We start from the raw sequence: 23,707 nt of genomic DNA, 5'->3' as shown, positions 1-23,707 counted from the left end.
TTTTTGTGTCGGTTATTTATGGCTCACCAATAAGAGACTATCAATGGTGATTCTAGAACAAACGGTTAAGGCCATTTAATGCCGCAACGCGAAACGCTTCTGCCATGGTTGGATAGTTAAAGGTGGTATTGGCAAAATATTCAATGGTATTGCCTTCCCCTTTTTGCTCCATGATAGCTTGGCCGATATGAATGATTTCAGCCGCTCGTTCACCAAAGCAGTGAATACCTAAAATAGCTTTGGTTTCACGGTGAAATAATATTTTCAAACTGCCGACTTCTGTACCTGCGATCTGAGCTCGAGCTAAATGTTTAAATTGCGAGCGACCCACTTCATAAGGAATTTTTGCAGCGGTTAACTGTTGCTCTGTTTGGCCGACAGAACTGATTTCTGGCAGGGTATAAATTCCGGTTGGAATATTTGCAATTAATTGTCCTTGCGCTTTACCGGTACTGATTGCTTGCGCGACAAAACGTCCTTGATCATAGGCGGCACTGGCTAGGCTAGGGTAACCTATAACATCACCCACGGCATAGATATGCTCAACTGCGGTTTGGTAGTTATTATTCACCTGTAGTTGCCCACGAGAATCAGCCTCTAAACCGACCTTATCTAGGGCTAGTTTGTCAGTATTACCGGTACGGCCATTGGCATACAGTAAGCAGTCTGCTCGCATTTTCTTACCTGATTGCAAGTGCAGAATAACCCCGTTATCTGTAGCTTCAATAGTTTCAAAAACCTCATCATTACGAACCATAGTACCCGTATTACTAAGGTGATAAGACAACGAATCAGACATCTCATTATCAAGAAATTCTAATAGTCGTTGGCGAGTGTTAACCAAATCAACTTTGACCCCAAGTCCTCTAAAAATAGACGCGTATTCACAGCCAATAACCCCAGCGCCATAAATTAAAATATGTCGAGGATCATGGGCTAATTGTAAAATTGAATCGCTGTCATAAACACGGGGATGCGTGAAATCAACGGTAGCGGGTTGGTAGGGACGAGAGCCCGTGGCAATAATAAATCGCTCAGCACTAAAATGGTCAACACTGCCATCATGGGTGGTAACACTGACACTATATGAGCTAATAAATTGCGCTTCACCATGAATGATTTGGCAATGGTTGCGATCATAAAACCCTTGTCGCATTCGAGTTTGTTTACTCACAACTTCAGTTGCGTGGTGCAATATTTGACTAAAGGTTCGGTGGAGGGTCGAGGTGTCATTACAATACAGAGGATTTTGGTTAAATTCGATAATACGACTGACGGCATGACGTAATGATTTTGATGGAATGGTTCCCCAGTGGGTGCAACCGCCTCCGACACTGTCTTCGCGTTCGATAATTGCGACTTTAAATCCAGCCTTCGTTAGCCCCATTGCCGCCCCTTCACCGCCAGGACCACTACCAATAATGATGACATCAAAATGGTTTTGAGAAGCAGGTAGGTTATTTGTCATAAAGTCATTCCTTGATTATGTCTTTCCATTTTACATTAACATTATGGTAACGATTTACCAGATAACGATGCATGGGGGAATGACGATATCTCGAAGCGGCTCACGAAGTTTTTATCATTAATCAATCGGTATGGATCGAGATTGGTTATTAAACCAGCGCCACGTTTTGTGACGTAAAATCGTAATTGATCTCAATCTAGCTTTGCGTCAGTCGCGCTCTCGCTTTACTATGTGAGAGTCTCGCGTCGTTGCTATGGCGCAGATGTTACTGTGTAAACAGAGTATCATTGTAATAAAATCACAGAGAAGCAGATAATTGATGGGAATTAGGGCTCAGCAAAAAGAAAAAACTCGGCGTTCATTGATTGATGCCGCTTTTAGCCAGTTAAGTGCCGAGCGAAGTTTTTCTAATTTAAGTCTACGTGAAGTTGCGCGTGAAGCGGGTATTGCTCCAACATCATTCTACCGTCACTTTAAAGACATGGATGAATTGGGGTTAACCATGGTTGATGAGGGGGGGTTAATTCTTCGTCAATTAATGCGTCAAGCTCGACAGCGTATTGCTACTGAAGGCAGCGTGATCCGTACCTCGGTAGAGACTTTTATGGAATTTATAGAAAGTAGTCCTAACGTATTCCGCTTACTGCTTCGTGAGCGTTCTGGTACATCAACGGCTTTTCGTGCTGCGGTTGTACGAGAAATACAACATTTTGTGGCTGAACTGACTGAGTATCTTGAAGCGAAAACTGGGGTAACTCATGAAGAAGCTTATACACAAGCTGAAGCGTCAGTAACATTGGTCTTTAGTTCAGGAGCAGAGGCCCTTGATCTAGATTGTCATGCTCGTGCTGAGCATGCAGAAAGACTGATTATGCAACTTAGAATGATTGCAAAAGGTGCTTATTGGTACCGTAAAGAGCGTGAGCGTCGAGAGCTCAGGCAGAAACTATAATCTTATTTTGATTTTGGTGAAGTATATATGGAAAAGCAACAACTTAAAGCTGAGCGTAAGACACTTATTTTGTCTGTAATAACAGGTATTTGTGGCTACGGTACTTTGGCGGTATTGTTTTCAAGTTATGTAACATTCTCTATTTTCCCTGTCTTGGCATTTGCTATGGCAGTGTACTGTTTATATCAAGAATACATGCGTAAACCGATGGCAGAAGGCGTGCCTGCACTTGCTAGTGCATGTTTCTTCGTTGGGGTATTTGGTTATGCGGCATTTATTCGTGCTGAATACCCTGATATGGGATCAAATTTCATTCCATTAATGATTACATTGGCATTGCTATTTTGGGTGTCGTACAAAATGGGTGTCATGGATAAGAAAGACCAAAAAGCAGCGTAAGTAATACTTGCTGTTATTTGAAAAAGAAAAAGGCGCTGATAGCGCCTTTTTTATTTTTATCTTTTGAGGATCACTGCTTATTTGCGCTCTAGTAATACACCGGCTTCCATATGGTGGGTGTAAGGGAATTGGTCAAATAAGGCAAATCGAGTAATATTGTGGGTTTCAGTTAAGATGGCTAAATTGTCACGTAATGTCTCTGGGTTACATGAGATATACATGATGTTGTCGTAGCCTTGTACCATGCGGCAAGTACCATCATCCATACCTGAACGTGGTGGATCGACAAAAATGGTGTTGCAGTTATAGCTTTGTAAATCAACATTCTGATCTTTTAGACGACGGAATTCACGTTTACCTGCCATTGCATCAGTAAAGTCTTCCGCAGACATACGAATAATTTGTACGTTTTCAATATTGTTTACCGCAATATTGTATTGTGCTGAATCAACCGATGGTTTTGCTAGTTCAGTTGCCAGTACTCGCTCAAAGTTTGGTGCAAGTGCTAATGAGAAATTACCATTACCACAATACAATTCCAGTAAATCACCTGCACTGTCTTGAGTACAATCGACAGCCCATTCCAGCATCTTCTGTGCAACTTCACCGTTAGGTTGGGTAAAGCTATTTTCAACTTGCTTGTAAGTCAGTGCTTTATCGTGAACCTTTAATTGTTCAATAACGTAATCTTGATCTAAGACGATTTTCATCTTACGCGCACGACCGATAAGGTTTAGTTTAAACCCTTCATCATTTAAGCGTTGCTTTAGCTGTTTGGCTGCGACTGTCCATTCATCATCAAGTTGACGGTGATACAACATCGAAACTAAAATTTCACCACTTAACGTAGATAAGAAATCTACTTGGAACAGTTTGTGACGCAGGGTTTTTATTGGCTTAATTGCTTCAAGCAACATTGGCATTACATCATTAATTAAACGACTTGCAGCCGGGAATTGATCAACACGGTATTTTTCACGGGTGTGTTGATTAAACATGATGTAATACAGCTCTTCGCCTTCGTGCCAAACACGAAACTCTGCACGCATACGGTAATGCTCTGCAGGAGAGGCAAACACCTCTAATTCAGGCGTTTCAAAATCACTAAGTAGATCTTGAATACGCGCTGCTTTTTCATCCAACTGGGGCTGGTAATCAGCGATATTAAGGACGGTGGATGTCATAGTGTGTGCCTCGACTGCTCAAAATAAGACCGCAGATTTTATTGTATTGCACACTGATGTCCAGTGTTGATCCAAATTAAAATATTCATGTATCCAAAAATTCATAACTAATACCAAACAAAACTAGACATAAAAGCAATACAACACTAGCATTCGCGCTGTGCTGGTTAAGCCTTGGAAGGCTCGGGAATACGGTGTGAATCCGTAACTGACGCGCAGCGGTAATAGAGAACGAACGCACATGGATGTAATCCAAACACTGTTGATGCTCCCTACAAATAATCACAGTATTATTTAGTATAGTGGCAATGGGAAGTTGTTGCCTAGGCGACCTGATGGTCATGCTCTTAAGTCCGAATACCAACCAGCAAGACAAGCATATTGCTTTGTTATAAACGCGACTTAGGACAATTGTAATGAAAAAATCCCTTTTAGCAGCGACGGTAGCGTCGTTGTGTCTCCCTTCTTTTGCTTCATTTGCAGCAGACACTACATCTGATGATGTGATGGTGGTAACCGCTAACCGCTTTGAACAACCTATAACCTCAGTATTAGCTCCTTTTAATGTTGTGACTCGTCAAGACATCGATAAAGTACAAGCTAAAACACTCACTGAAGTGTTGAGCTTATTACCTGGGGTACAGATCACTCAAAATGGTGGGCGTGGGCAAAGTTCTAGTATCTTTGTTCGTGGTGCAAACTCAGATCAAGTTTTAGTTTTGGTTGATGGTATTCGTATGGCTCGCTCCGTGGCGGGTAATGTAGATTTCAATCAAATTCCATTAACTCAAGTACAGCGGATTGAATTTACTCGTGGTGCTCGCGCGGCAATTTATGGCTCTGAAGCTATTGGTGGTGTGATCAATATCATTACCTTAACAGGAACAGATACGCCATCAAAAACGAAATTAGATTTGGGTATTGGTAGCCATAATTATCAAGAGGCGAATGTTTCTGGTGCGTATAAAATCGGTGATAATAGCGTATTACAAGTTGCAGCCGGTTATGAAAACGATAAAGGCTATAATGTTCATCCTCAACCAGGATTGAATGATGGCGATAAACATGGTTTTGATAGCCGTAATGCATCATTAGCACTGCATCACCAATTTACCGATCAAATTTCGGGCTTTGTCGCTACTCGTTGGTATAAAAATCATTCCCAATATGATGGGTCAAGTGTGTATTCTGGCCATCAGTATGTGAGATCAGAAACTGAATTTAATGATTATTCTGCGGGTTTAAAATATGCGCAGGATAGCTATAAGTCATCGTTGATTCTTGATTACCAAAAACAAGATAATCTTGACCTGATCGATAAAACCAACGCCGTTAATCGTAAGGACCAATATCACCAACGTAATGTTCAATGGCATAACCAATATCAATTACTATCAACATTGTCAGTGAGTGGCGGTATTGATTGGCGCCAAGAGCAGTGGAATGATTTAACGGGGTTTGCGGGTAATAAAGTACGCGATAATACTGGTTATTATGCGATTGGCTTATGGGATTACTCTCCAGTTAGTATCGAAACCAGTGTTCGTCTGGATGATAATCAGCAGTATGGTACCCATTCAACGTATAATATTGCTGGTGGCTGGTATTTAAATGACAATATTCAGTTACGTGGTTCGTACGGCACAGCATTTAAAGCCCCTAATCTTTACCAACTTTACGTTAAAAGTGCTTGGTCAACGGGTAACCCTAATTTAAATCCGGAAACATCAAAAAATATCGATGTTTCGCTGCATGCTGATTACGATATTGCGAGCGTTGCTGTTACGGCTTATCAAATGCGCATTGATGATTTAATTGCTTATGTCGGCGGCACGCCATCGTATGACAACGTTAAAGGGGAAAGTAAAATTAAAGGTGTTGAAGTCGAAGCTGACTTTGATACGGGTATTATTACTCACCAGCTAAACTTTGATTTTAAAGATCCTCGAGATAGTGAAGGCCAACAGCTTATACGTCGTGAAAAATTCTCATTTAAATGGGTCGGTAGCGCGAGTTATGGTGATCTAGATACCGCAGTGACGTACCAGTATCACGGTAAACGACCAGATATTTCAGATACTGAGCTATCAGCATATGATACGTGGGATATTGCCTTAACATACTGGCTACAACCCAAGCTTGCTTTAAAAGGGCGAGTAGCGAACCTTTTAAATGAAGACTACGAAACAGCTGGTGGTTACGTAATGCCGGGTCGAACTTACTATACCAGCATTAATTATCAGTTCTAATGTGTGATTTTTTATAGTTCAAGGCCGCCATTGTGCGTAATGCTGATCAGTTAAGCCCAAAATGATCAGTTGAACGATCCTGTAGATGTGTAAAAATCCAAGTGTATTTAATGCACTTGGATTTTTTTATGTTTTTAAGACAAGCACTTGAACAGATACATGCCTTCTCAGCTGATAAATTAAACGGCTTATCAGACTTACTTTGTCCAACACTTATTGACCAATGCCTTCTAGATACAGGTGTTACAACTATTCGAAAACGAAGATTACCAATGGAGTTAATGGTTTGGAGTGTCGTTGGTATGTCACTTTATCGACATTTGTCGATGAGCAAAGTGGTGTCTCAATTAGACATCCTATTACCAGGAAAAAAGCCATTTGTTGCCCCAAGTGCTGTGATTCATGCTCGTAAGAAATTAGGGCATGAACCAGTAGAAGCTGTCTTTAATAAAACACAACAGTTGTGGCATGAGAAAACACCTCATCCGGATTGGCATGGTCTCACATTGCATGCTGTCGATGGTGTTGTCTGGCGTACGCCAGACACAAAAGAAAATGACCAAGCATTTTCAAGAACAGGCAATAAAACAACAACATCCGATTATCCTCAAGTGCGTATGGTTTGCCATATGGAACTAACTAGCCACCTTTTAAATAGCGCTGCATTTGATTCTGTTTCTGTCAGTGAGGTTGATTTAACAGCCCAACTCATTGAAAAAGCGCCAGATCATAGCCTAACGCTGTTTGATCGTGGTTTTTACGCCTTAGGCTTACTGCATAAATGGCAAAGTACGGGGCAAGAAAGGCATTGGCTTATCCCATTACGTAAAGGCGCCCAATACAAAACGTTAAGAAAGCTAGGTAAAGGCCAAGAACTCATAGAGTTAACCTTGTCGCCACAAGCTCGAAAAAAGTGGATTGATGCGCCCGTGACAATGGAAGCACGCTTAGTGACAACCACGATCAAAGGTCGCGAAGTGAAATTATTAACGTCAATGACCGATCCCAAACGTTATATAGGCGCTGATATTGCAGAGCTTTATAGCCACCGTTGGGAGATTGAGCTGGGTTACCGAGAAATGAAACAATATATGTTACAAGGAACGATAACGTTAAGAAGCAAAACGCCAGCGCTAGTGACTCAAGAATTATGGGGAATGTTATTAGCTTATAACTTGTTACGGTTCATGATGTGCCAAATGGCATACTCATTAAAAAGTGTCATGCCGTATCAAATAGGCTTTAAGCAAGCCTTGATATTCTTAACAAGCCAACTTCAACTATTACCAGCGGTTGCAGCTGGTCGGTATCCTGAAATATTGAGATATATACTTGATATGGCAGAAAGCTTTGTACTACCAGAAAGGCAGGAAAGAAGTTATCCAAGGGCAGTAAAGAAAAGGCCTAGTCGCTATGCGACTAGGCCTTCAAGGAAGCGTAAATTATCTTAATTCACATGCATTACGCCATTGTGCGGCCTTTTTGATGGTGATAAATATGAAACAAAGCGTGATTATTAGTTGGTCATCAGGTAAGGATTCAGCATTAACGTTATGGCGGTTAATGAACGATCCTAATTATGAGGTTATTGGACTTTATACGACTTATGTGGGTAACGATGTTCCTTTTCAAGCAACGCCAATTGAGATTGTTAAACAACAAGCCTTGCTCATCGGTTTACCTTTAGTGTTAATTGAATTACCGAAGGTGTTTCCCGCTAATGATGTTTATCAACAAGCGATTGTTGATGGGTTGAAAAATTGTGAGTTACAGTTTGATAGTGTCGCTTTTGGTGATTTGTTTTGTAATGGTATTGTCGATTATCGCCGCCAATATATTGAACCTGCAGGCTGGGCCTGTGTGTTTCCATTGCTTGGACAACCTAGTCATCAGCTAGCGAATGAAATAATTGAATGTGGTATTAAAACAAAATTGGTTACCATTGATAGTACCCAATTGGATATACATTTCTGCGGGCGTTGGTTTGATCATCAATTATTAACTGAATTACCACCGACCACTGATCTCTGTGGTGAGAATGGAGAGTTTCATTCGTTAGTTGTCGATGGCCCTTTTTATCAACAACCACTTAATCTGACTTGGTTAGAGTGTGAGACTGATTCACGGTTTTGTTATCAACGCTATACACTGGTAGAGACTGACTCATCGCAGTATCATAACGACTCGATATCGTAATAAGGTAAGTGGTAGTGAAAAAAGTTGTCATTTTTGATTCAGGGGTGGGCGGTTTATCGGTGTATCAAGAGATCCATGCTTTACTACCTCAAGTACAGTTTATTTACGCTTTCGATAATGCCGCTTTCCCCTATGGTGAATTAGATGACGCAACATTAATAAAGCGTACTAATTATATTGTGACGTTATTAGCTAATCAGTATCAGGCTGATTTGGTGGTTATCGCCTGTAATACGGCCAGTACTATCGTTTTGCCTTCGTTACGTCAGCAGTTAACAATACCCGTCGTTGGCGTTGTTCCAGCAATAAAACCTGCCGCATTGATTAGCCAAACAAAATCGATTGGTTTATTAGCAACACCTGCAACCGTTAATCGAGCTTATACTCATCAATTAGTACAACAATTTGCTAATGGCTGTGAAGTTAAGATGATTGGTTCGACCCGATTGGTGGAGATGGCAGAGCAAAAGCTACGCGGTAAGTCGGTTGATATGGATGAATTAGCTGAAATTTTAGCACCATGGCAAGGTACTGTAGATAGTATTATTTTAGGTTGTACGCATTTTCCACTAATAAAACAAGAAATCCTATTGGCGCTAAGACATCAAGTAAATGTTATCGATTCAGGTAAAGCGATCGCTAAGCGCGTGGCATTATTATTAGCGTTACCAACTGAAGTAATGTCACCTATAACGCCGCTGATAAAGAACGTTACATATAGCAGCGCCGCAACATCAGATGCTGCGGCGCTGAATAAAAGCTTAAATGAAATGCAATTAGATATTATTCAAGATCTAAACTATCCGCATTTTTAGGTTCATTAGCTTCACGTACTTTTAGGGTACGTTGGCCATATTCTTGGTTGTTGAGTTGATCAATGGCATGTTCTGCGTCTTGACTATTCATAACAACAAAACCAAAGCCTCTACGTTTACCTGTGCGTTTATCCTTCATTAGACGCACAGCAAAAACATCGCCATGCTCTGCAAAAAGGTTTTTTACGTCGCTCTCATTAGCACGGTAAGGAAGGTTGCCAACATAAAGGGTTTTGCTACTTTGAGAAGGATCTAATTCATCGAGGATGAGATTTTTATTTTCTTGCATAAAGTGCAACGCCAATCCTGTTAGCATCGCACCAAGCGCAAAACTAATGGCTGGTGGAGTACTACTGAACATACTAAAGATTAAGGCGCCAATGATAGCGATAGCAATCACTGTTATTGTGGTTTGGTTATTTGATTTCATATTTAAAGTACATCTCAAAAGGGAAAGAGAAGAATGCGTTAATGGGTGTTTTAACATCAAGCTTACAATGATGCCAATTTTAATGGTCTGTAATCCATAATAATTGAGTATAAATATACTCGTATGAGCTTATTACAAACACATAGTTCACATTAGATGAAATAATCAGCAATTACATTATTTTTTTTTAAAAAGGCTTGTCAGAGTGATCAAAGTCTCTATAATGCGGCTCCATCGAAAGGCGGTACGGTTAAACAGCCGATCAAGTTCAAACTTTTGATACTAGCTTTAAATTAAATAATTAGTTTGTAATTCGATGAATATCAAGATGATTGTTTTGCAAAAACATTTTCTTTTTACTTCTATAGTGAGAAGAGAGTCAATAAGATATTTTAAACTAAAATTTCTTCTTGACTTTATTTGGATGGTGCGTATCATACGCCACCTGACTTGCTGAAGCGCAAAGCGCTAAGGCATTGAAAGTCAACGTTCTTTAACAATTTGACCATGCAATCTGTGTGGGCACTCGTTGAATAGTTAAGTCGAAAGATTTATCAATGAACTGAGTGACCAATACAAAATAACGTAAGTTGTTTTGGCACAGTCAATTCATTATCGTTCTGTTGGAACGATAATAGCTTTAAAATTACTAAGGTAGTTTTGAAGTCAGTATTCATTGAGCCGTTTCGAAAGAGACAACAAAACTTTAATTGAAGAGTTTGATCATGGCTCAGATTGAACGCTGGCGGCAGGCCTAACACATGCAAGTCGAGCGGTAACAGAAAAGAAGCTTGCTTCTTTTGCTGACGAGCGGCGGACGGGTGAGTAATGCCTGGGAATATACCCTGATGTGGGGGATAACTATTGGAAACGATAGCTAATACCGCATAATCTCTTCGGAGCAAAGAGGGGGACCTTCGGGCCTCTCGCGTCAGGATTAGCCCAGGTGGGATTAGCTAGTTGGTGGGGTAATGGCTCACCAAGGCGACGATCCCTAGCTGGTCTGAGAGGATGATCAGCCACACTGGAACTGAGACACGGTCCAGACTCCTACGGGAGGCAGCAGTGGGGAATATTGCACAATGGGGGAAACCCTGATGCAGCCATGCCGCGTGTATGAAGAAGGCCTTCGGGTTGTAAAGTACTTTCAGTTGTGAGGAAGGCAGTTAAGTTAATAGCTTGGCTGTTTGACGTTAGCAACAGAAGAAGCACCGGCTAACTCCGTGCCAGCAGCCGCGGTAATACGGAGGGTGCGAGCGTTAATCGGAATTACTGGGCGTAAAGCGCATGCAGGCGGTCTGTTAAGCAAGATGTGAAAGCCCGGGGCTCAACCTCGGAACAGCATTTTGAACTGGCAGACTAGAGTCTTGTAGAGGGGGGTAGAATTTCAGGTGTAGCGGTGAAATGCGTAGAGATCTGAAGGAATACCGGTGGCGAAGGCGGCCCCCTGGACAAAGACTGACGCTCAGATGCGAAAGCGTGGGGAGCAAACAGGATTAGATACCCTGGTAGTCCACGCCGTAAACGATGTCTACTTGAAGGTTGTGGCCTTGAGCCGTGGCTTTCGGAGCTAACGCGTTAAGTAGACCGCCTGGGGAGTACGGTCGCAAGATTAAAACTCAAATGAATTGACGGGGGCCCGCACAAGCGGTGGAGCATGTGGTTTAATTCGATGCAACGCGAAGAACCTTACCTACTCTTGACATCCAGAGAATTCGCTAGAGATAGCTTAGTGCCTTCGGGAACTCTGAGACAGGTGCTGCATGGCTGTCGTCAGCTCGTGTTGTGAAATGTTGGGTTAAGTCCCGCAACGAGCGCAACCCTTATCCTTGTTTGCCAGCACATAATGGTGGGAACTCCAGGGAGACTGCCGGTGATAAACCGGAGGAAGGTGGGGACGACGTCAAGTCATCATGGCCCTTACGAGTAGGGCTACACACGTGCTACAATGGCGTATACAGAGGGCTGCAAGCTAGCGATAGTGAGCGAATCCCACAAAGTACGTCGTAGTCCGGATTGGAGTCTGCAACTCGACTCCATGAAGTCGGAATCGCTAGTAATCGTGAATCAGAATGTCACGGTGAATACGTTCCCGGGCCTTGTACACACCGCCCGTCACACCATGGGAGTGGGCTGCACCAGAAGTAGATAGCTTAACCTTCGGGAGGGCGTTTACCACGGTGTGGTTCATGACTGGGGTGAAGTCGTAACAAGGTAGCCCTAGGGGAACCTGGGGCTGGATCACCTCCTTACCTAAAGACTTATACTGTTTTATGCAGTGTCCACACAGATTGCTTGGTCGAAATGTAAAAGAGCCGACGTAAGTTGCCCAACAACTTACGTTATGAACATTGTCCCGTTCGTCTAGAGGCCTAGGACACCGCCCTTTCACGGCGGTAACAGGGGTTCGACTCCCCTACGGGACGCCACTTCTCTTTGAAGTGCAAATTGGGTCGTTAGCTCAGTTGGTAGAGCAGTTGACTTTTAATCAATTGGTCGCAGGTTCGAATCCTGCACGACCCACCATCTTCTCCTCGAAGATGTAAAAAATCGGAGGGCGATTAGCTCAGTTGGGAGAGCACCTCCCTTACAAGGAGGGGGTCACTGGTTCGAGCCCGGTATCGCCCACCATCTTCTCTTCGGAGAACTTCTTTTGAAGTAAAATATTGGGGTTATAGCTCAGCTGGGAGAGCGCCTGCCTTGCACGCAGGAGGTCTGCGGTTCGATCCCGCATAGCTCCACCAATGTCCCGTTCGTCTAGAGGCCTAGGACACCGCCCTTTCACGGCGGTAACAGGGGTTCGACTCCCCTACGGGACGCCACTTTTTAAACGTATTTTTCTTAAGTAAAGAGGGTAAAGTGCTTTTAAAAAGTGGACGTCGAAAGATAGACACATGCTCTTTAACAATCTGGAAAGCTGACTAGTAAATTTAATCGAAAGATTAATTTTAAAAAATGTTTTTATCTTAGGATAAAAACGAGTTCTCAAAACAACACACATTCAAGTGTCTTGATTTTGTTTTTACTTTTTAAAGTGAAGACAAATAAATGAGTCCGGCGAAAAACCAATGTTTAATATTTTCTTGATCGGAGTATTAAACGCAAACCTTGGTTGTTTGAACATACGAAACCTCTTGGGGTTGTATGGTTAAGTGACTAAGCGTACACGGTGGATGCCTTGGCAGTCAGAGGCGATGAAGGACGTATTAACTTGCGATAAGCCCAGATTAGGCAGTAAAAGCCTCTTGAGTCTGGGATTTCCGAATGGGGAAACCCACTTGCATAAGCAAGTATCATTAACTGAATACATAGGTTAATGAGGCAAACCGGGGGAACTGAAACATCTAAGTACCCCGAGGAAGAGAAATCAACCGAGATTCCGGTAGTAGCGGCGAGCGAAACCGGATTAGCCCTTAAGCTAGTTCTGCGTTAGGTGAAGGTTCTGGAAAGTACCGCGATACAGGGTGATAGCCCCGTAACCAAAAATGCAGTCTTAGTGAAATCGAGTAGGACGGGACACGTGATATCCTGTTTGAACATGGGGGGACCATCCTCCAAGGCTAAATACTCCTGACTGACCGATAGTGAACCAGTACCGTGAGGGAAAGGCGAAAAGAACCCCTGTGAGGGGAGTGAAATAGAACCTGAAACCGTGTACGTACAAGCAGTAGGAGCCCACTTGTTGGGTGACTGCGTACCTTTTGTATAATGGGTCAGCGACTTAATTTTAGTAGCAAGGTTAACCGTTTAGGGGAGCCGTAGGGAAACCGAGTCTTAACTGGGCGTCATAGTTGCTAGGATTAGACCCGAAACCGAGTGATCTAGCCATGGGCAGGTTGAAGGTGAGGTAACACTTACTGGAGGACCGAACCGACTAATGTTGAAAAATTAGCGGATGACTTGTGGCTAGGGGTGAAAGGCCAATCAAACTCGGAGATAGCTGGTTCTCCCCGAAAGCTATTTAGGTAGCGCCTCGGACGAATACTACTGGGGGTAGAGCACTGTTAAGGCTAGGGGGTCATCCCGACTTACCAACCCTTTGCAAACTCCGAATACCAGTAAGTACTATCCGGGAGACACACGGCGGGTGCTAACGTCCGTCGTGAAGAGGGAAACAACCCAGACCGCCAGCTAAGGTCCCAAAGTTATAGCTAAGTGGGAAACGATGTGGGAAGGCTCAGACAGCCAGGATGTTGGCTTAGAAGCAGCCATCATTTAAAGAAAGCGTAATAGCTCACTGGTCGAGTCGGCCTGCGCGGAAGATTTAACGGGGCTAAGCTATACACCGAAGCTGCGGCAATATGAACTTGTTCATATTGGGTAGGGGAGCGTTCTGTAAGCCGTTGAAGGTGCATTGTAAAGTGTGCTGGAGGTATCAGAAGTGCGAATGCTGACATGAGTAACGATAAAGGGAGTGAAAAACTCCCTCGCCGGAAGATCAAGGGTTCCTGTCCAACGTTAATCGGGGCAGGGTAAGTCGACCCCTAAGGCGAGGCCGAAAGGCGTAGTCGATGGGAAACGGGTTAATATTCCCGTACTTCTTATAATTGCGATGGAGGGACGGAGAAGGCTAGGTGAGCCTGGCGACGGTTGTCCAGGTCCAAGTATGTAGGCTGATGAATTAGGCAAATCCGGTTCATCTTAAGGCTGAGATACGATGTCGAGCTACTACGGTAGTGAAGTCATTGATGCCATGCTTCCGGGAAAAGCTTCTAAGCTTCAGATTATAAGAAATCGTACCCCAAACCGACACAGGTGATCAGGTAGAGAATACCAAGGCGCTTGAGAGAACTCGGGTGAAGGAACTAGGCAAAATGGTACCGTAACTTCGGGAGAAGGTACGCTCCTAGCGGTGATGAGACTTGCTCTCTAAGCTGCCGGGAGTCGCAGATACCAGGTGGCTGCAACTGTTTATTAAAAACACAGCACTGTGCAAAATCGAAAGATGACGTATACGGTGTGACGCCTGCCCGGTGCCGGAAGGTTAATTGATGGGGTTAGACTTCGGTCGAAGCTCTTGATCGAAGCCCCGGTAAACGGCGGCCGTAACTATAACGGTCCTAAGGTAGCGAAATTCCTTGTCGGGTAAGTTCCGACCTGCACGAATGGCGTAATGATGGCCACGCTGTCTCCACCCGAGACTCAGTGAAATTGAAATCGCAGTGAAGATGCTGTGTACCCGCGGCTAGACGGAAAGACCCCGTGAACCTTTACTATAGCTTGGCACTGAACATTGACCCTACATGTGTAGGATAGGTGGGAGACGTTGAAGCAACCGCGCCAGTGGTTGTGGAGTCAATCTTGAAATACCACCCTTGTATGCTTGATGTTCTAACGTCGACCCCTTATCGGGGTTACGGACAGTGCCTGGTGGGTAGTTTGACTGGGGCGGTCTCCTCCCAAAGAGTAACGGAGGAGCACGAAGGTGGGCTAATCACGGTCGGACATCGTGAGGTTAGTGCAATGGCATAAGCCCGCTTGACTGCGAGAATGACAATTCGAGCAGGTGCGAAAGCAGGTCATAGTGATCCGGTGGTTCTGAATGGAAGGGCCATCGCTCAACGGATAAAAGGTACTCCGGGGATAACAGGCTGATACCGCCCAAGAGTTCATATCGACGGCGGTGTTTGGCACCTCGATGTCGGCTCATCACATCCTGGGGCTGAAGTCGGTCCCAAGGGTATGGCTGTTCGCCATTTAAAGTGGTACGCGAGCTGGGTTTAGAACGTCGTGAGACAGTTCGGTCCCTATCTGCCGTGGGCGTTGGATGATTGAGAGGGGCTGCTCCTAGTACGAGAGGACCGGAGTGGACGAACCGCTGGTGTTCGGGTTGTATCGCCAGATGCATTGCCCGGTAGCTAAGTTCGGAATCGATAACCGCTGAAAGCATCTAAGCGGGAAGCGAGCCTCAAGATGAGTCATCCCTAGACCTTTAAGGTCTCTAAAGGGTTGTTGAAGACTACAACGTTGATAGGTCAGGTGTGTAAGTGCTGCGAGGCATTGAGCTAACTGATACTAATTGCCCGTGAGGCTTAACCATACAACACCCAAGGGGTTTTCCTTCTCATAAGAGAAGAGACGGACTCTGCAAACGCTTGAATGCGTGTTGAGAACAACTAGTTAGATTTTCCCAGATTGCTATTTATTGTCATAAGACAATAAATAAACCAGAATTTGCTTGGCGACCATAGCGTTATGGACCCACCTGATCCCATGCCGAACTCAGTAGTGAAACGTAATAGCGCCGATGGTAGTGTGGGGTCTCCCCATGTGAGAGTAGGACATCGCCAGGCTCAAATTTATGAAAGCCCGTTCAATGAACGGGCTTTTATTTCGCTCTTACTGATTGTAATGTGAGCGACGTCAACAGAAAGTTTTTACTTTTTAATCGATTGATAAAAAAGAATAAAATTTTGTCTTGACTGAATATCAGAAAAGCGTATTATACGCCACCTGACTTGCTGAAGCGTAATGCGCTAAGGCATTGAAAGTCAACGTTCTTTAACAATTTGACCATGCAATCTGTGTGGGCACTCGTTGAATAGTTAAGTCGAAAGATTTATCAATGAACTGAGTGACCAATACAAATAACTACGGTTATTTGGCACAGTCAATTCATTACCATTCTGTTGGAATGGTAATAGCTTTAAAATTACTAAGGTAGTTTTGAAGTCAGTATTCATTGAGCCGTCTCGAAAGAGACAACAAAACTTTAATTGAAGAGTTTGATCATGGCTCAGATTGAACGCTGGCGGCAGGCCTAACACATGCAAGTCGAGCGGTAACAGAAAGAAAGCTTGCTTTCTTTGCTGACGAGCGGCGGACGGGTGAGTAATGCCTGGGAATATACCCTGATGTGGGGGATAACTATTGGAAACGATAGCTAATACCGCATAATCTCTTCGGAGCAAAGAGGGGGACCTTCGGGCCTCTCGCGTCAGGATTAGCCCAGGTGGGATTAGCTAGTTGGTGGGGTAATGGCTCACCAAGGCGACGATCCCTAGCTGGTCTGAGAGGATGATCAGCCACACTGGAACTGAGACACGGTCCAGACTCCTACGGGAGGCAGCAGTGGGGAATATTGCACAATGGGGGAAACCCTGATGCAGCCATGCCGCGTGTATGAAGAAGGCCTTCGGGTTGTAAAGTACTTTCAGTTGTGAGGAAGGCAGTTAAGTTAATAGCTTGGCTGTTTGACGTTAGCAACAGAAGAAGCACCGGCTAACTCCGTGCCAGCAGCCGCGGTAATACGGAGGGTGCGAGCGTTAATCGGAATTACTGGGCGTAAAGCGCATGCAGGCGGTCTGTTAAGCAAGATGTGAAAGCCCGGGGCTCAACCTCGGAACAGCATTTTGAACTGGCAGACTAGAGTCTTGTAGAGGGGGGTAGAATTTCAGGTGTAGCGGTGAAATGCGTAGAGATCTGAAGGAATACCGGTGGCGAAGGCGGCCCCCTGGACAAAGACTGACGCTCAGATGCGAAAGCGTGGGGAGCAAACAGGATTAGATACCCTGGTAGTCCACGCCGTAAACGATGTCTACTTGAAGGTTGTGGCCTTGAGCCGTGGCTTTCGGAGCTAACGCGTTAAGTAGACCGCCTGGGGAGTACGGTCGCAAGATTAAAACTCAAATGAATTGACGGGGGCCCGCACAAGCGGTGGAGCATGTGGTTTAATTCGATGCAACGCGAAGAACCTTACCTACTCTTGACATCCAGAGAATTCGCTAGAGATAGCTTAGTGCCTTCGGGAACTCTGAGACAGGTGCTGCATGGCTGTCGTCAGCTCGTGTTGTGAAATGTTGGGTTAAGTCCCGCAACGAGCGCAACCCTTATCCTTGTTTGCCAGCACGTAATGGTGGGAACTCCAGGGAGACTGCCGGTGATAAACCGGAGGAAGGTGGGGACGACGTCAAGTCATCATGGCCCTTACGAGTAGGGCTACACACGTGCTACAATGGCGTATACAGAGGGCTGCAAGCTAGCGATAGTGAGCGAATCCCACAAAGTACGTCGTAGTCCGGATTGGAGTCTGCAACTCGACTCCATGAAGTCGGAATCGCTAGTAATCGTGAATCAGAATGTCACGGTGAATACGTTCCCGGGCCTTGTACACACCGCCCGTCACACCATGGGAGTGGGCTGCACCAGAAGTAGATAGCTTAACCTTCGGGAGGGCGTTTACCACGGTGTGGTTCATGACTGGGGTGAAGTCGTAACAAGGTAGCCCTAGGGGAACCTGGGGCTGGATCACCTCCTTACCTAAAGACTTATACTGTTTTATGCAGTGTCCACACAGATTGCTTGGTTAAAATGTAGAACGTAAAAAGACTTGGGTCTGTAGCTCAGGTGGTTAGAGCGCACCCCTGATAAGGGTGAGGTCGGTGGTTCGAGTCCACTCAGACCCACCACTTTTTCTCCCAGAAAAAGTGATGGTATAGTCTTTTAAATCGTTGGGGTTATAGCTCAGCTGGGAGAGCGCCTGCCTTGCACGCAGGAGGTCTGCGGTTCGATCCCGCATAGCTCCACCACTTTCTAAATATATTCAAAGTAATGAATGTGATTAGAAAGTGGTTATCTAACGATGATTACATGTTCTTTAACAATCTGGAAAGCTGACTAGTAAATTTAATCGAAAGATTAATTTTAAAAATGTTTTTATTCTCTGAATAAAAACGAGTTCTCAAAACATACACATTCAAGTGTCTGTGTTTGCTTTCACTTTTTAAAGTGAAGACAAATAAATGAGTCCGGCGAAAAACCAATGTTTAATATTTTCTTGATCGGAGTATTAAACGCAAACCTTGGTTGTTTGAACATACAAGACCTCTTGGGGTTGTATGGTTAAGTGACTAAGCGTACACGGTGGATGCCTTGGCAGTCAGAGGCGATGAAGGACGTATTAACTTGCGATAAGCCCAGATTAGGCAGTAAAAGCCTCTTGAGTCTGGGATTTCCGAATGGGGAAACCCACTTGCATAAGCAAGTATCATTAACTGAATACATAGGTTAATGAGGCAAACCGGGGGAACTGAAACATCTAAGTACCCCGAGGAAGAGAAATCAACCGAGATTCCGGTAGTAGCGGCGAGCGAAACCGGATTAGCCCTTAAGCTAGTTCTGCGTTAGGTGAAGGTTCTGGAAAGTACCGCGATACAGGGTGATAGCCCCGTAACCAAAAATGCATTATTAGTGAAATCGAGTAGGACGGGACACGTGATATCCTGTTTGAACATGGGGGGACCATCCTCCAAGGCTAAATACTCCTGACTGACCGATAGTGAACCAGTACCGTGAGGGAAAGGCGAAAAGAACCCCTGTGAGGGGAGTGAAATAGAACCTGAAACCGTGTACGTACAAGCAGTAGGAGCCCACTTGTTGGGTGACTGCGTACCTTTTGTATAATGGGTCAGCGACTTAATTTTAGTAGCAAGGTTAACCGTTTAGGGGAGCCGTAGGGAAACCGAGTCTTAACTGGGCGTCATAGTTGCTAGGATTAGACCCGAAACCGAGTGATCTAGCCATGGGCAGGTTGAAGGTGAGGTAACACTTACTGGAGGACCGAACCGACTAATGTTGAAAAATTAGCGGATGACTTGTGGCTAGGGGTGAAAGGCCAATCAAACTCGGAGATAGCTGGTTCTCCCCGAAAGCTATTTAGGTAGCGCCTCGGACGAATACTACTGGGGGTAGAGCACTGTTAAGGCTAGGGGGTCATCCCGACTTACCAACCCTTTGCAAACTCCGAATACCAGTAAGTACTATCCGGGAGACACACGGCGGGTGCTAACGTCCGTCGTGAAGAGGGAAACAACCCAGACCGCCAGCTAAGGTCCCAAAGTTATAGCTAAGTGGGAAACGATGTGGGAAGGCTCAGACAGCCAGGATGTTGGCTTAGAAGCAGCCATCATTTAAAGAAAGCGTAATAGCTCACTGGTCGAGTCGGCCTGCGCGGAAGATTTAACGGGGCTAAGCTATACACCGAAGCTGCGGCAATATGAACTTGTTCATATTGGGTAGGGGAGCGTTCTGTAAGCCGTTGAAGGTGCATTGTAAAGTGTGCTGGAGGTATCAGAAGTGCGAATGCTGACATGAGTAACGATAAAGGGAGTGAAAAACTCCCTCGCCGGAAGATCAAGGGTTCCTGTCCAACGTTAATCGGGGCAGGGTAAGTCGACCCCTAAGGCGAGGCCGAAAGGCGTAGTCGATGGGAAACGGGTTAATATTCCCGTACTTCTTATAATTGCGATGGAGGGACGGAGAAGGCTAGGTGAGCCTGGCGACGGTTGTCCAGGTCCAAGTATGTAGGCTGATGAATTAGGCAAATCCGGTTCATCTTAAGGCTGAGATACGATGTCGAGCTACTACGGTAGTGAAGTCATTGATGCCATGCTTCCGGGAAAAGCTTCTAAGCTTCAGATTATAAGAAATCGTACCCCAAACCGACACAGGTGATCAGGTAGAGAATACCAAGGCGCTTGAGAGAACTCGGGTGAAGGAACTAGGCAAAATGGTACCGTAACTTCGGGAGAAGGTACGCTCCTAGCGGTGATGAGACTTGCTCTCTAAGCTGCCGGGAGTCGCAGATACCAGGTGGCTGCAACTGTTTATTAAAAACACAGCACTGTGCAAAATCGAAAGATGACGTATACGGTGTGACGCCTGCCCGGTGCCGGAAGGTTAATTGATGGGGTTAGACTTCGGTCGAAGCTCTTGATCGAAGCCCCGGTAAACGGCGGCCGTAACTATAACGGTCCTAAGGTAGCGAAATTCCTTGTCGGGTAAGTTCCGACCTGCACGAATGGCGTAATGATGGCCACGCTGTCTCCACCCGAGACTCAGTGAAATTGAAATCGCAGTGAAGATGCTGTGTACCCGCGGCTAGACGGAAAGACCCCGTGAACCTTTACTATAGCTTGGCACTGAACATTGACCCTACATGTGTAGGATAGGTGGGAGACGTTGAAGCAACCGCGCCAGTGGTTGTGGAGTCAATCTTGAAATACCACCCTTGTATGCTTGATGTTCTAACGTTGACCCCTTATCGGGGTTACGGACAGTGCCTGGTGGGTAGTTTGACTGGGGCGGTCTCCTCCCAAAGAGTAACGGAGGAGCACGAAGGTGGGCTAATCACGGTCGGACATCGTGAGGTTAGTGCAATGGCATAAGCCCGCTTGACTGCGAGAATGACAATTCGAGCAGGTGCGAAAGCAGGTCATAGTGATCCGGTGGTTCTGAATGGAAGGGCCATCGCTCAACGGATAAAAGGTACTCCGGGGATAACAGGCTGATACCGCCCAAGAGTTCATATCGACGGCGGTGTTTGGCACCTCGATGTCGGCTCATCACATCCTGGGGCTGAAGTCGGTCCCAAGGGTATGGCTGTTCGCCATTTAAAGTGGTACGCGAGCTGGGTTTAGAACGTCGTGAGACAGTTCGGTCCCTATCTGCCGTGGGCGTTGGATGATTGAGAGGGGCTGCTCCTAGTACGAGAGGACCGGAGTGGACGAACCGCTGGTGTTCGGGTTGTATCGCCAGATGCATTGCCCGGTAGCTAAGTTCGGAATCGATAACCGCTGAAAGCATCTAAGCGGGAAGCGAGCCTCAAGATGAGTCATCCCTAGACCTTTAAGGTCTCTAAAGGGTTGTTGAAGACTACAACGTTGATAGGTCAGGTGTGTAAGTGCTGCGAGGCATTGAGCTAACTGATACTAATTGCCCGTGAGGCTTAACCATACAACACCCAAGGGGTTTTCCTTCTCATAAGAGAAGAGACGGACTCTACAAACGCTTGAATGCGTGTTGAGAACAACTAGTTAGATTTTCCCAGATTGCTATTTATTGTCATAAGACAATAAATAAACCAGAATTTGCTTGGCGACCATAGCGTTATGGACCCACCTGATCCCATGCCGAACTCAGTAGTGAAACGTAATAGCGCCGATGGTAGTGTGGGGTCTCCCCATGTGAGAGTAGGACATCGCCAGGCTCAAATTTATGAAAGCCCGTTCAATGAACGGGCTTTTATTTCGCTCTTACTGATTGTAATGTGAGCGACGTCAACAGAAAGTTTTTACTTTTTAATCGATTGATAAAAAAGAATAAAATTTTGTCTTGACTGAATATCAGAAAAGCGTATTATACGCCACCTGACTTGCTGAAGCGTAACGCGCTAAGGCATTGAAAGTCAACGTTCTTTAACAATTTGACCATGCAATCTGTGTGGGCACTCGTTGAATAGTTAAGTCGAAAGATTTATCAATGAACTGAGTGACCAATACAAATAACTACGGTTATTTGGCACAGTCAATTCATTACCATTCTGTTGGAATGGTAATAGCTTTAAAATTACTAAGGTAGTTTTGAAGTCAGTATTCATTGAGCCGTCTCGAAAGAGACAACAAAACTTTAATTGAAGAGTTTGATCATGGCTCAGATTGAACGCTGGCGGCAGGCCTAACACATGCAAGTCGAGCGGTAACAGAAAGAAAGCTTGCTTTCTTTGCTGACGAGCGGCGGACGGGTGAGTAATGCCTGGGAATATACCCTGATGTGGGGGATAACTATTGGAAACGATAGCTAATACCGCATAATCTCTTCGGAGCAAAGAGGGGGACCTTCGGGCCTCTCGCGTCAGGATTAGCCCAGGTGGGATTAGCTAGTTGGTGGGGTAATGGCTCACCAAGGCGACGATCCCTAGCTGGTCTGAGAGGATGATCAGCCACACTGGAACTGAGACACGGTCCAGACTCCTACGGGAGGCAGCAGTGGGGAATATTGCACAATGGGGGAAACCCTGATGCAGCCATGCCGCGTGTATGAAGAAGGCCTTCGGGTTGTAAAGTACTTTCAGTTGTGAGGAAGGCAGTTAAGTTAATAGCTTGGCTGTTTGACGTTAGCAACAGAAGAAGCACCGGCTAACTCCGTGCCAGCAGCCGCGGTAATACGGAGGGTGCGAGCGTTAATCGGAATTACTGGGCGTAAAGCGCATGCAGGCGGTCTGTTAAGCAAGATGTGAAAGCCCGGGGCTCAACCTCGGAACAGCATTTTGAACTGGCAGACTAGAGTCTTGTAGAGGGGGGTAGAATTTCAGGTGTAGCGGTGAAATGCGTAGAGATCTGAAGGAATACCGGTGGCGAAGGCGGCCCCCTGGACAAAGACTGACGCTCAGATGCGAAAGCGTGGGGAGCAAACAGGATTAGATACCCTGGTAGTCCACGCCGTAAACGATGTCTACTTGAAGGTTGTGGCCTTGAGCCGTGGCTTTCGGAGCTAACGCGTTAAGTAGACCGCCTGGGGAGTACGGTCGCAAGATTAAAACTCAAATGAATTGACGGGGGCCCGCACAAGCGGTGGAGCATGTGGTTTAATTCGATGCAACGCGAAGAACCTTACCTACTCTTGACATCCAGAGAATTCGCTAGAGATAGCTTAGTGCCTTCGGGAACTCTGAGACAGGTGCTGCATGGCTGTCGTCAGCTCGTGTTGTGAAATGTTGGGTTAAGTCCCGCAACGAGCGCAACCCTTATCCTTGTTTGCCAGCACGTAATGGTGGGAACTCCAGGGAGACTGCCGGTGATAAACCGGAGGAAGGTGGGGACGACGTCAAGTCATCATGGCCCTTACGAGTAGGGCTACACACGTGCTACAATGGCGTATACAGAGGGCTGCAAGCTAGCGATAGTGAGCGAATCCCACAAAGTACGTCGTAGTCCGGATTGGAGTCTGCAACTCGACTCCATGAAGTCGGAATCGCTAGTAATCGTGAATCAGAATGTCACGGTGAATACGTTCCCGGGCCTTGTACACACCGCCCGTCACACCATGGGAGTGGGCTGCACCAGAAGTAGATAGCTTAACCTTCGGGAGGGCGTTTACCACGGTGTGGTTCATGACTGGGGTGAAGTCGTAACAAGGTAGCCCTAGGGGAACCTGGGGCTGGATCACCTCCTTACCTAAAGACTTATGCTGTTTTATGCAGTGTCCACACAGATTGCTTGGTTAAAATGTAGAACGT

At 45.5% G+C, this 23,707-nt stretch carries 9 protein-coding genes, 7 tRNA genes, 7 rRNA genes and 1 riboswitch; of the genes, 20 read left to right on the top strand and 3 right to left on the bottom strand.

Going from position 1 to position 23,707, the window contains the following annotated elements; all coding sequences use genetic code 11:
• Nucleotides 1-52 precede the first annotated feature (52 nt).
• Nucleotides 53-1,468 carry a Si-specific NAD(P)(+) transhydrogenase gene (gene sthA, locus ACJZU6_RS00935; protein WP_080158884.1) on the bottom strand — a complete coding sequence of 472 codons (1,416 nt, stop codon included), beginning with the start codon at nt 1,466-1,468 and terminating at the stop codon, nt 53-55.
• 319 nt (nt 1,469-1,787) lie between these two features.
• Here sthA and fabR point away from each other — a divergent pair, with 319 nt between their 5' ends.
• Nucleotides 1,788-2,420, top strand: coding sequence for an HTH-type transcriptional repressor FabR (fabR, locus tag ACJZU6_RS00930; RefSeq protein ID WP_080158885.1), 633 nt, complete (start codon nt 1,788-1,790; stop codon nt 2,418-2,420).
• Between the two features lie 27 nt (nt 2,421-2,447).
• Complete coding sequence (locus tag ACJZU6_RS00925) at nt 2,448-2,819, top strand: YijD family membrane protein (RefSeq protein WP_080158886.1); 372 nt, start codon at nt 2,448-2,450, stop codon at nt 2,817-2,819.
• Nucleotides 2,820-2,896: 77 nt separating this feature from the next.
• Here ACJZU6_RS00925 and trmA read toward each other — a convergent pair whose 3' ends face one another.
• Nucleotides 2,897-4,003 (bottom strand): tRNA (uridine(54)-C5)-methyltransferase TrmA, encoded by a 1,107-nt coding sequence (gene trmA / locus ACJZU6_RS00920; RefSeq protein ID WP_080158887.1) that lies wholly within the window; start codon nt 4,001-4,003, stop codon nt 2,897-2,899.
• 147 nt (nt 4,004-4,150) lie between these two features.
• Nucleotides 4,151-4,387: riboswitch (cobalamin riboswitch) on the top strand.
• Nucleotides 4,388-4,419: 32 nt separating this feature from the next.
• On the opposite strand from trmA, the gene btuB reads away from it, so the two are divergent.
• From btuB to murI, 4 genes are all read left to right on the top strand, one after another.
• The gene (gene btuB, locus ACJZU6_RS00915) at nt 4,420-6,252 is read left to right on the top strand and encodes a TonB-dependent vitamin B12 receptor (RefSeq protein WP_408900522.1); all 1,833 of its coding nucleotides are present in this window, start codon (nt 4,420-4,422) and stop codon (nt 6,250-6,252) included.
• A gap of 128 nt (nt 6,253-6,380) precedes the next feature.
• Complete coding sequence (locus ACJZU6_RS00910; protein WP_408900521.1) at nt 6,381-7,703, top strand: IS4 family transposase; 1,323 nt, start codon at nt 6,381-6,383, stop codon at nt 7,701-7,703.
• 46 nt (nt 7,704-7,749) lie between these two features.
• Entirely contained in the window at nt 7,750-8,448 is a 699-nt protein-coding gene (locus ACJZU6_RS00905; RefSeq protein ID WP_080158889.1) for an ATPase, read from the top strand.
• Nucleotides 8,449-8,462: 14 nt separating this feature from the next.
• Entirely contained in the window at nt 8,463-9,263 is an 801-nt protein-coding gene (gene murI / locus ACJZU6_RS00900) for a glutamate racemase (protein ID WP_080158890.1), read from the top strand.
• Here the strand turns inward: murI and ACJZU6_RS00895 are convergent.
• On the bottom strand, nt 9,232-9,693 hold the full coding sequence (locus ACJZU6_RS00895) for an RNA-binding protein (RefSeq protein ID WP_080158891.1): 462 nt from the start codon (nt 9,691-9,693) through the stop codon (nt 9,232-9,234). The genes murI and ACJZU6_RS00895 overlap by 32 nt on opposite strands.
• A 707-nt stretch (nt 9,694-10,400) precedes the next feature.
• On the opposite strand from ACJZU6_RS00895, the gene ACJZU6_RS00890 reads away from it, so the two are divergent.
• The 14 genes from ACJZU6_RS00890 to ACJZU6_RS00825 all read left to right on the top strand — a co-directional run bounded on the left by ACJZU6_RS00890 (nt 10,401) and on the right by ACJZU6_RS00825 (nt 23,644).
• Nucleotides 10,401-11,945: ribosomal RNA gene (locus ACJZU6_RS00890) — 16S ribosomal RNA — on the top strand.
• A 101-nt stretch (nt 11,946-12,046) separates the two neighbouring features.
• A tRNA-Glu gene (locus ACJZU6_RS00885) sits at nt 12,047-12,122 on the top strand.
• A gap of 21 nt (nt 12,123-12,143) precedes the next feature.
• A tRNA-Lys gene (locus ACJZU6_RS00880) sits at nt 12,144-12,219 on the top strand.
• Nucleotides 12,220-12,248: 29 nt separating this feature from the next.
• Nucleotides 12,249-12,324, top strand: a tRNA-Val gene (locus tag ACJZU6_RS00875).
• Between the two features lie 37 nt (nt 12,325-12,361).
• Nucleotides 12,362-12,437, top strand: a tRNA-Ala gene (locus tag ACJZU6_RS00870).
• Between the two features lie 2 nt (nt 12,438-12,439).
• A tRNA-Glu gene (locus tag ACJZU6_RS00865) sits at nt 12,440-12,515 on the top strand.
• A 324-nt stretch (nt 12,516-12,839) separates the two neighbouring features.
• Nucleotides 12,840-15,733: ribosomal RNA gene (locus tag ACJZU6_RS00860) — 23S ribosomal RNA — on the top strand.
• A gap of 137 nt (nt 15,734-15,870) precedes the next feature.
• Nucleotides 15,871-15,986: ribosomal RNA gene (gene rrf / locus ACJZU6_RS00855) — 5S ribosomal RNA — on the top strand.
• A gap of 420 nt (nt 15,987-16,406) precedes the next feature.
• Nucleotides 16,407-17,951: ribosomal RNA gene (locus ACJZU6_RS00850) — 16S ribosomal RNA — on the top strand.
• A gap of 73 nt (nt 17,952-18,024) precedes the next feature.
• Nucleotides 18,025-18,101 (top strand) — tRNA-Ile (locus ACJZU6_RS00845).
• A gap of 44 nt (nt 18,102-18,145) precedes the next feature.
• Nucleotides 18,146-18,221, top strand: a tRNA-Ala gene (locus tag ACJZU6_RS00840).
• Between the two features lie 311 nt (nt 18,222-18,532).
• Nucleotides 18,533-21,426: ribosomal RNA gene (locus tag ACJZU6_RS00835) — 23S ribosomal RNA — on the top strand.
• Nucleotides 21,427-21,563: 137 nt separating this feature from the next.
• Nucleotides 21,564-21,679 (top strand): 5S ribosomal RNA (gene rrf, locus ACJZU6_RS00830).
• A gap of 420 nt (nt 21,680-22,099) precedes the next feature.
• Nucleotides 22,100-23,644 (top strand): 16S ribosomal RNA (locus ACJZU6_RS00825).
• Together the 16S, 23S and 5S rRNA genes with 7 tRNA genes alongside form the textbook arrangement of a ribosomal RNA operon.
• Nucleotides 23,645-23,707 lie beyond the last annotated feature (63 nt).

This window comes from Photobacterium piscicola, from assembly GCF_046058925.1.
GTDB lineage: Bacteria > Pseudomonadota > Gammaproteobacteria > Enterobacterales > Vibrionaceae > Photobacterium > Photobacterium piscicola.
The sequence above is the reverse complement of the archived record's forward strand: the minus strand, read 5'-3'. Positions and strand labels throughout refer to the sequence as shown.

Excerpts from the sequence above, each read along its gene's own strand:
- sthA (WP_080158884.1), bottom strand. The coding sequence starts at position 1,468 with ATGACAAATAACCTACCTGCTTCTCAAAACCATTTTGATGTCATCATT.
- fabR (WP_080158885.1), top strand. The coding sequence starts at position 1,788 with ATGGGAATTAGGGCTCAGCAAAAAGAAAAAACTCGGCGTTCATTGATT.
- ACJZU6_RS00925 (WP_080158886.1), top strand. The coding sequence starts at position 2,448 with ATGGAAAAGCAACAACTTAAAGCTGAGCGTAAGACACTTATTTTGTCT.
- trmA (WP_080158887.1), bottom strand. The coding sequence starts at position 4,003 with ATGACATCCACCGTCCTTAATATCGCTGATTACCAGCCCCAGTTGGAT.
- btuB (WP_408900522.1), top strand. The coding sequence starts at position 4,420 with ATGAAAAAATCCCTTTTAGCAGCGACGGTAGCGTCGTTGTGTCTCCCT.
- ACJZU6_RS00910 (WP_408900521.1), top strand. The coding sequence starts at position 6,381 with ATGTTTTTAAGACAAGCACTTGAACAGATACATGCCTTCTCAGCTGAT.
- ACJZU6_RS00905 (WP_080158889.1), top strand. The coding sequence starts at position 7,750 with ATGAAACAAAGCGTGATTATTAGTTGGTCATCAGGTAAGGATTCAGCA.
- ACJZU6_RS00895 (WP_080158891.1), bottom strand. The coding sequence starts at position 9,693 with ATGAAATCAAATAACCAAACCACAATAACAGTGATTGCTATCGCTATC.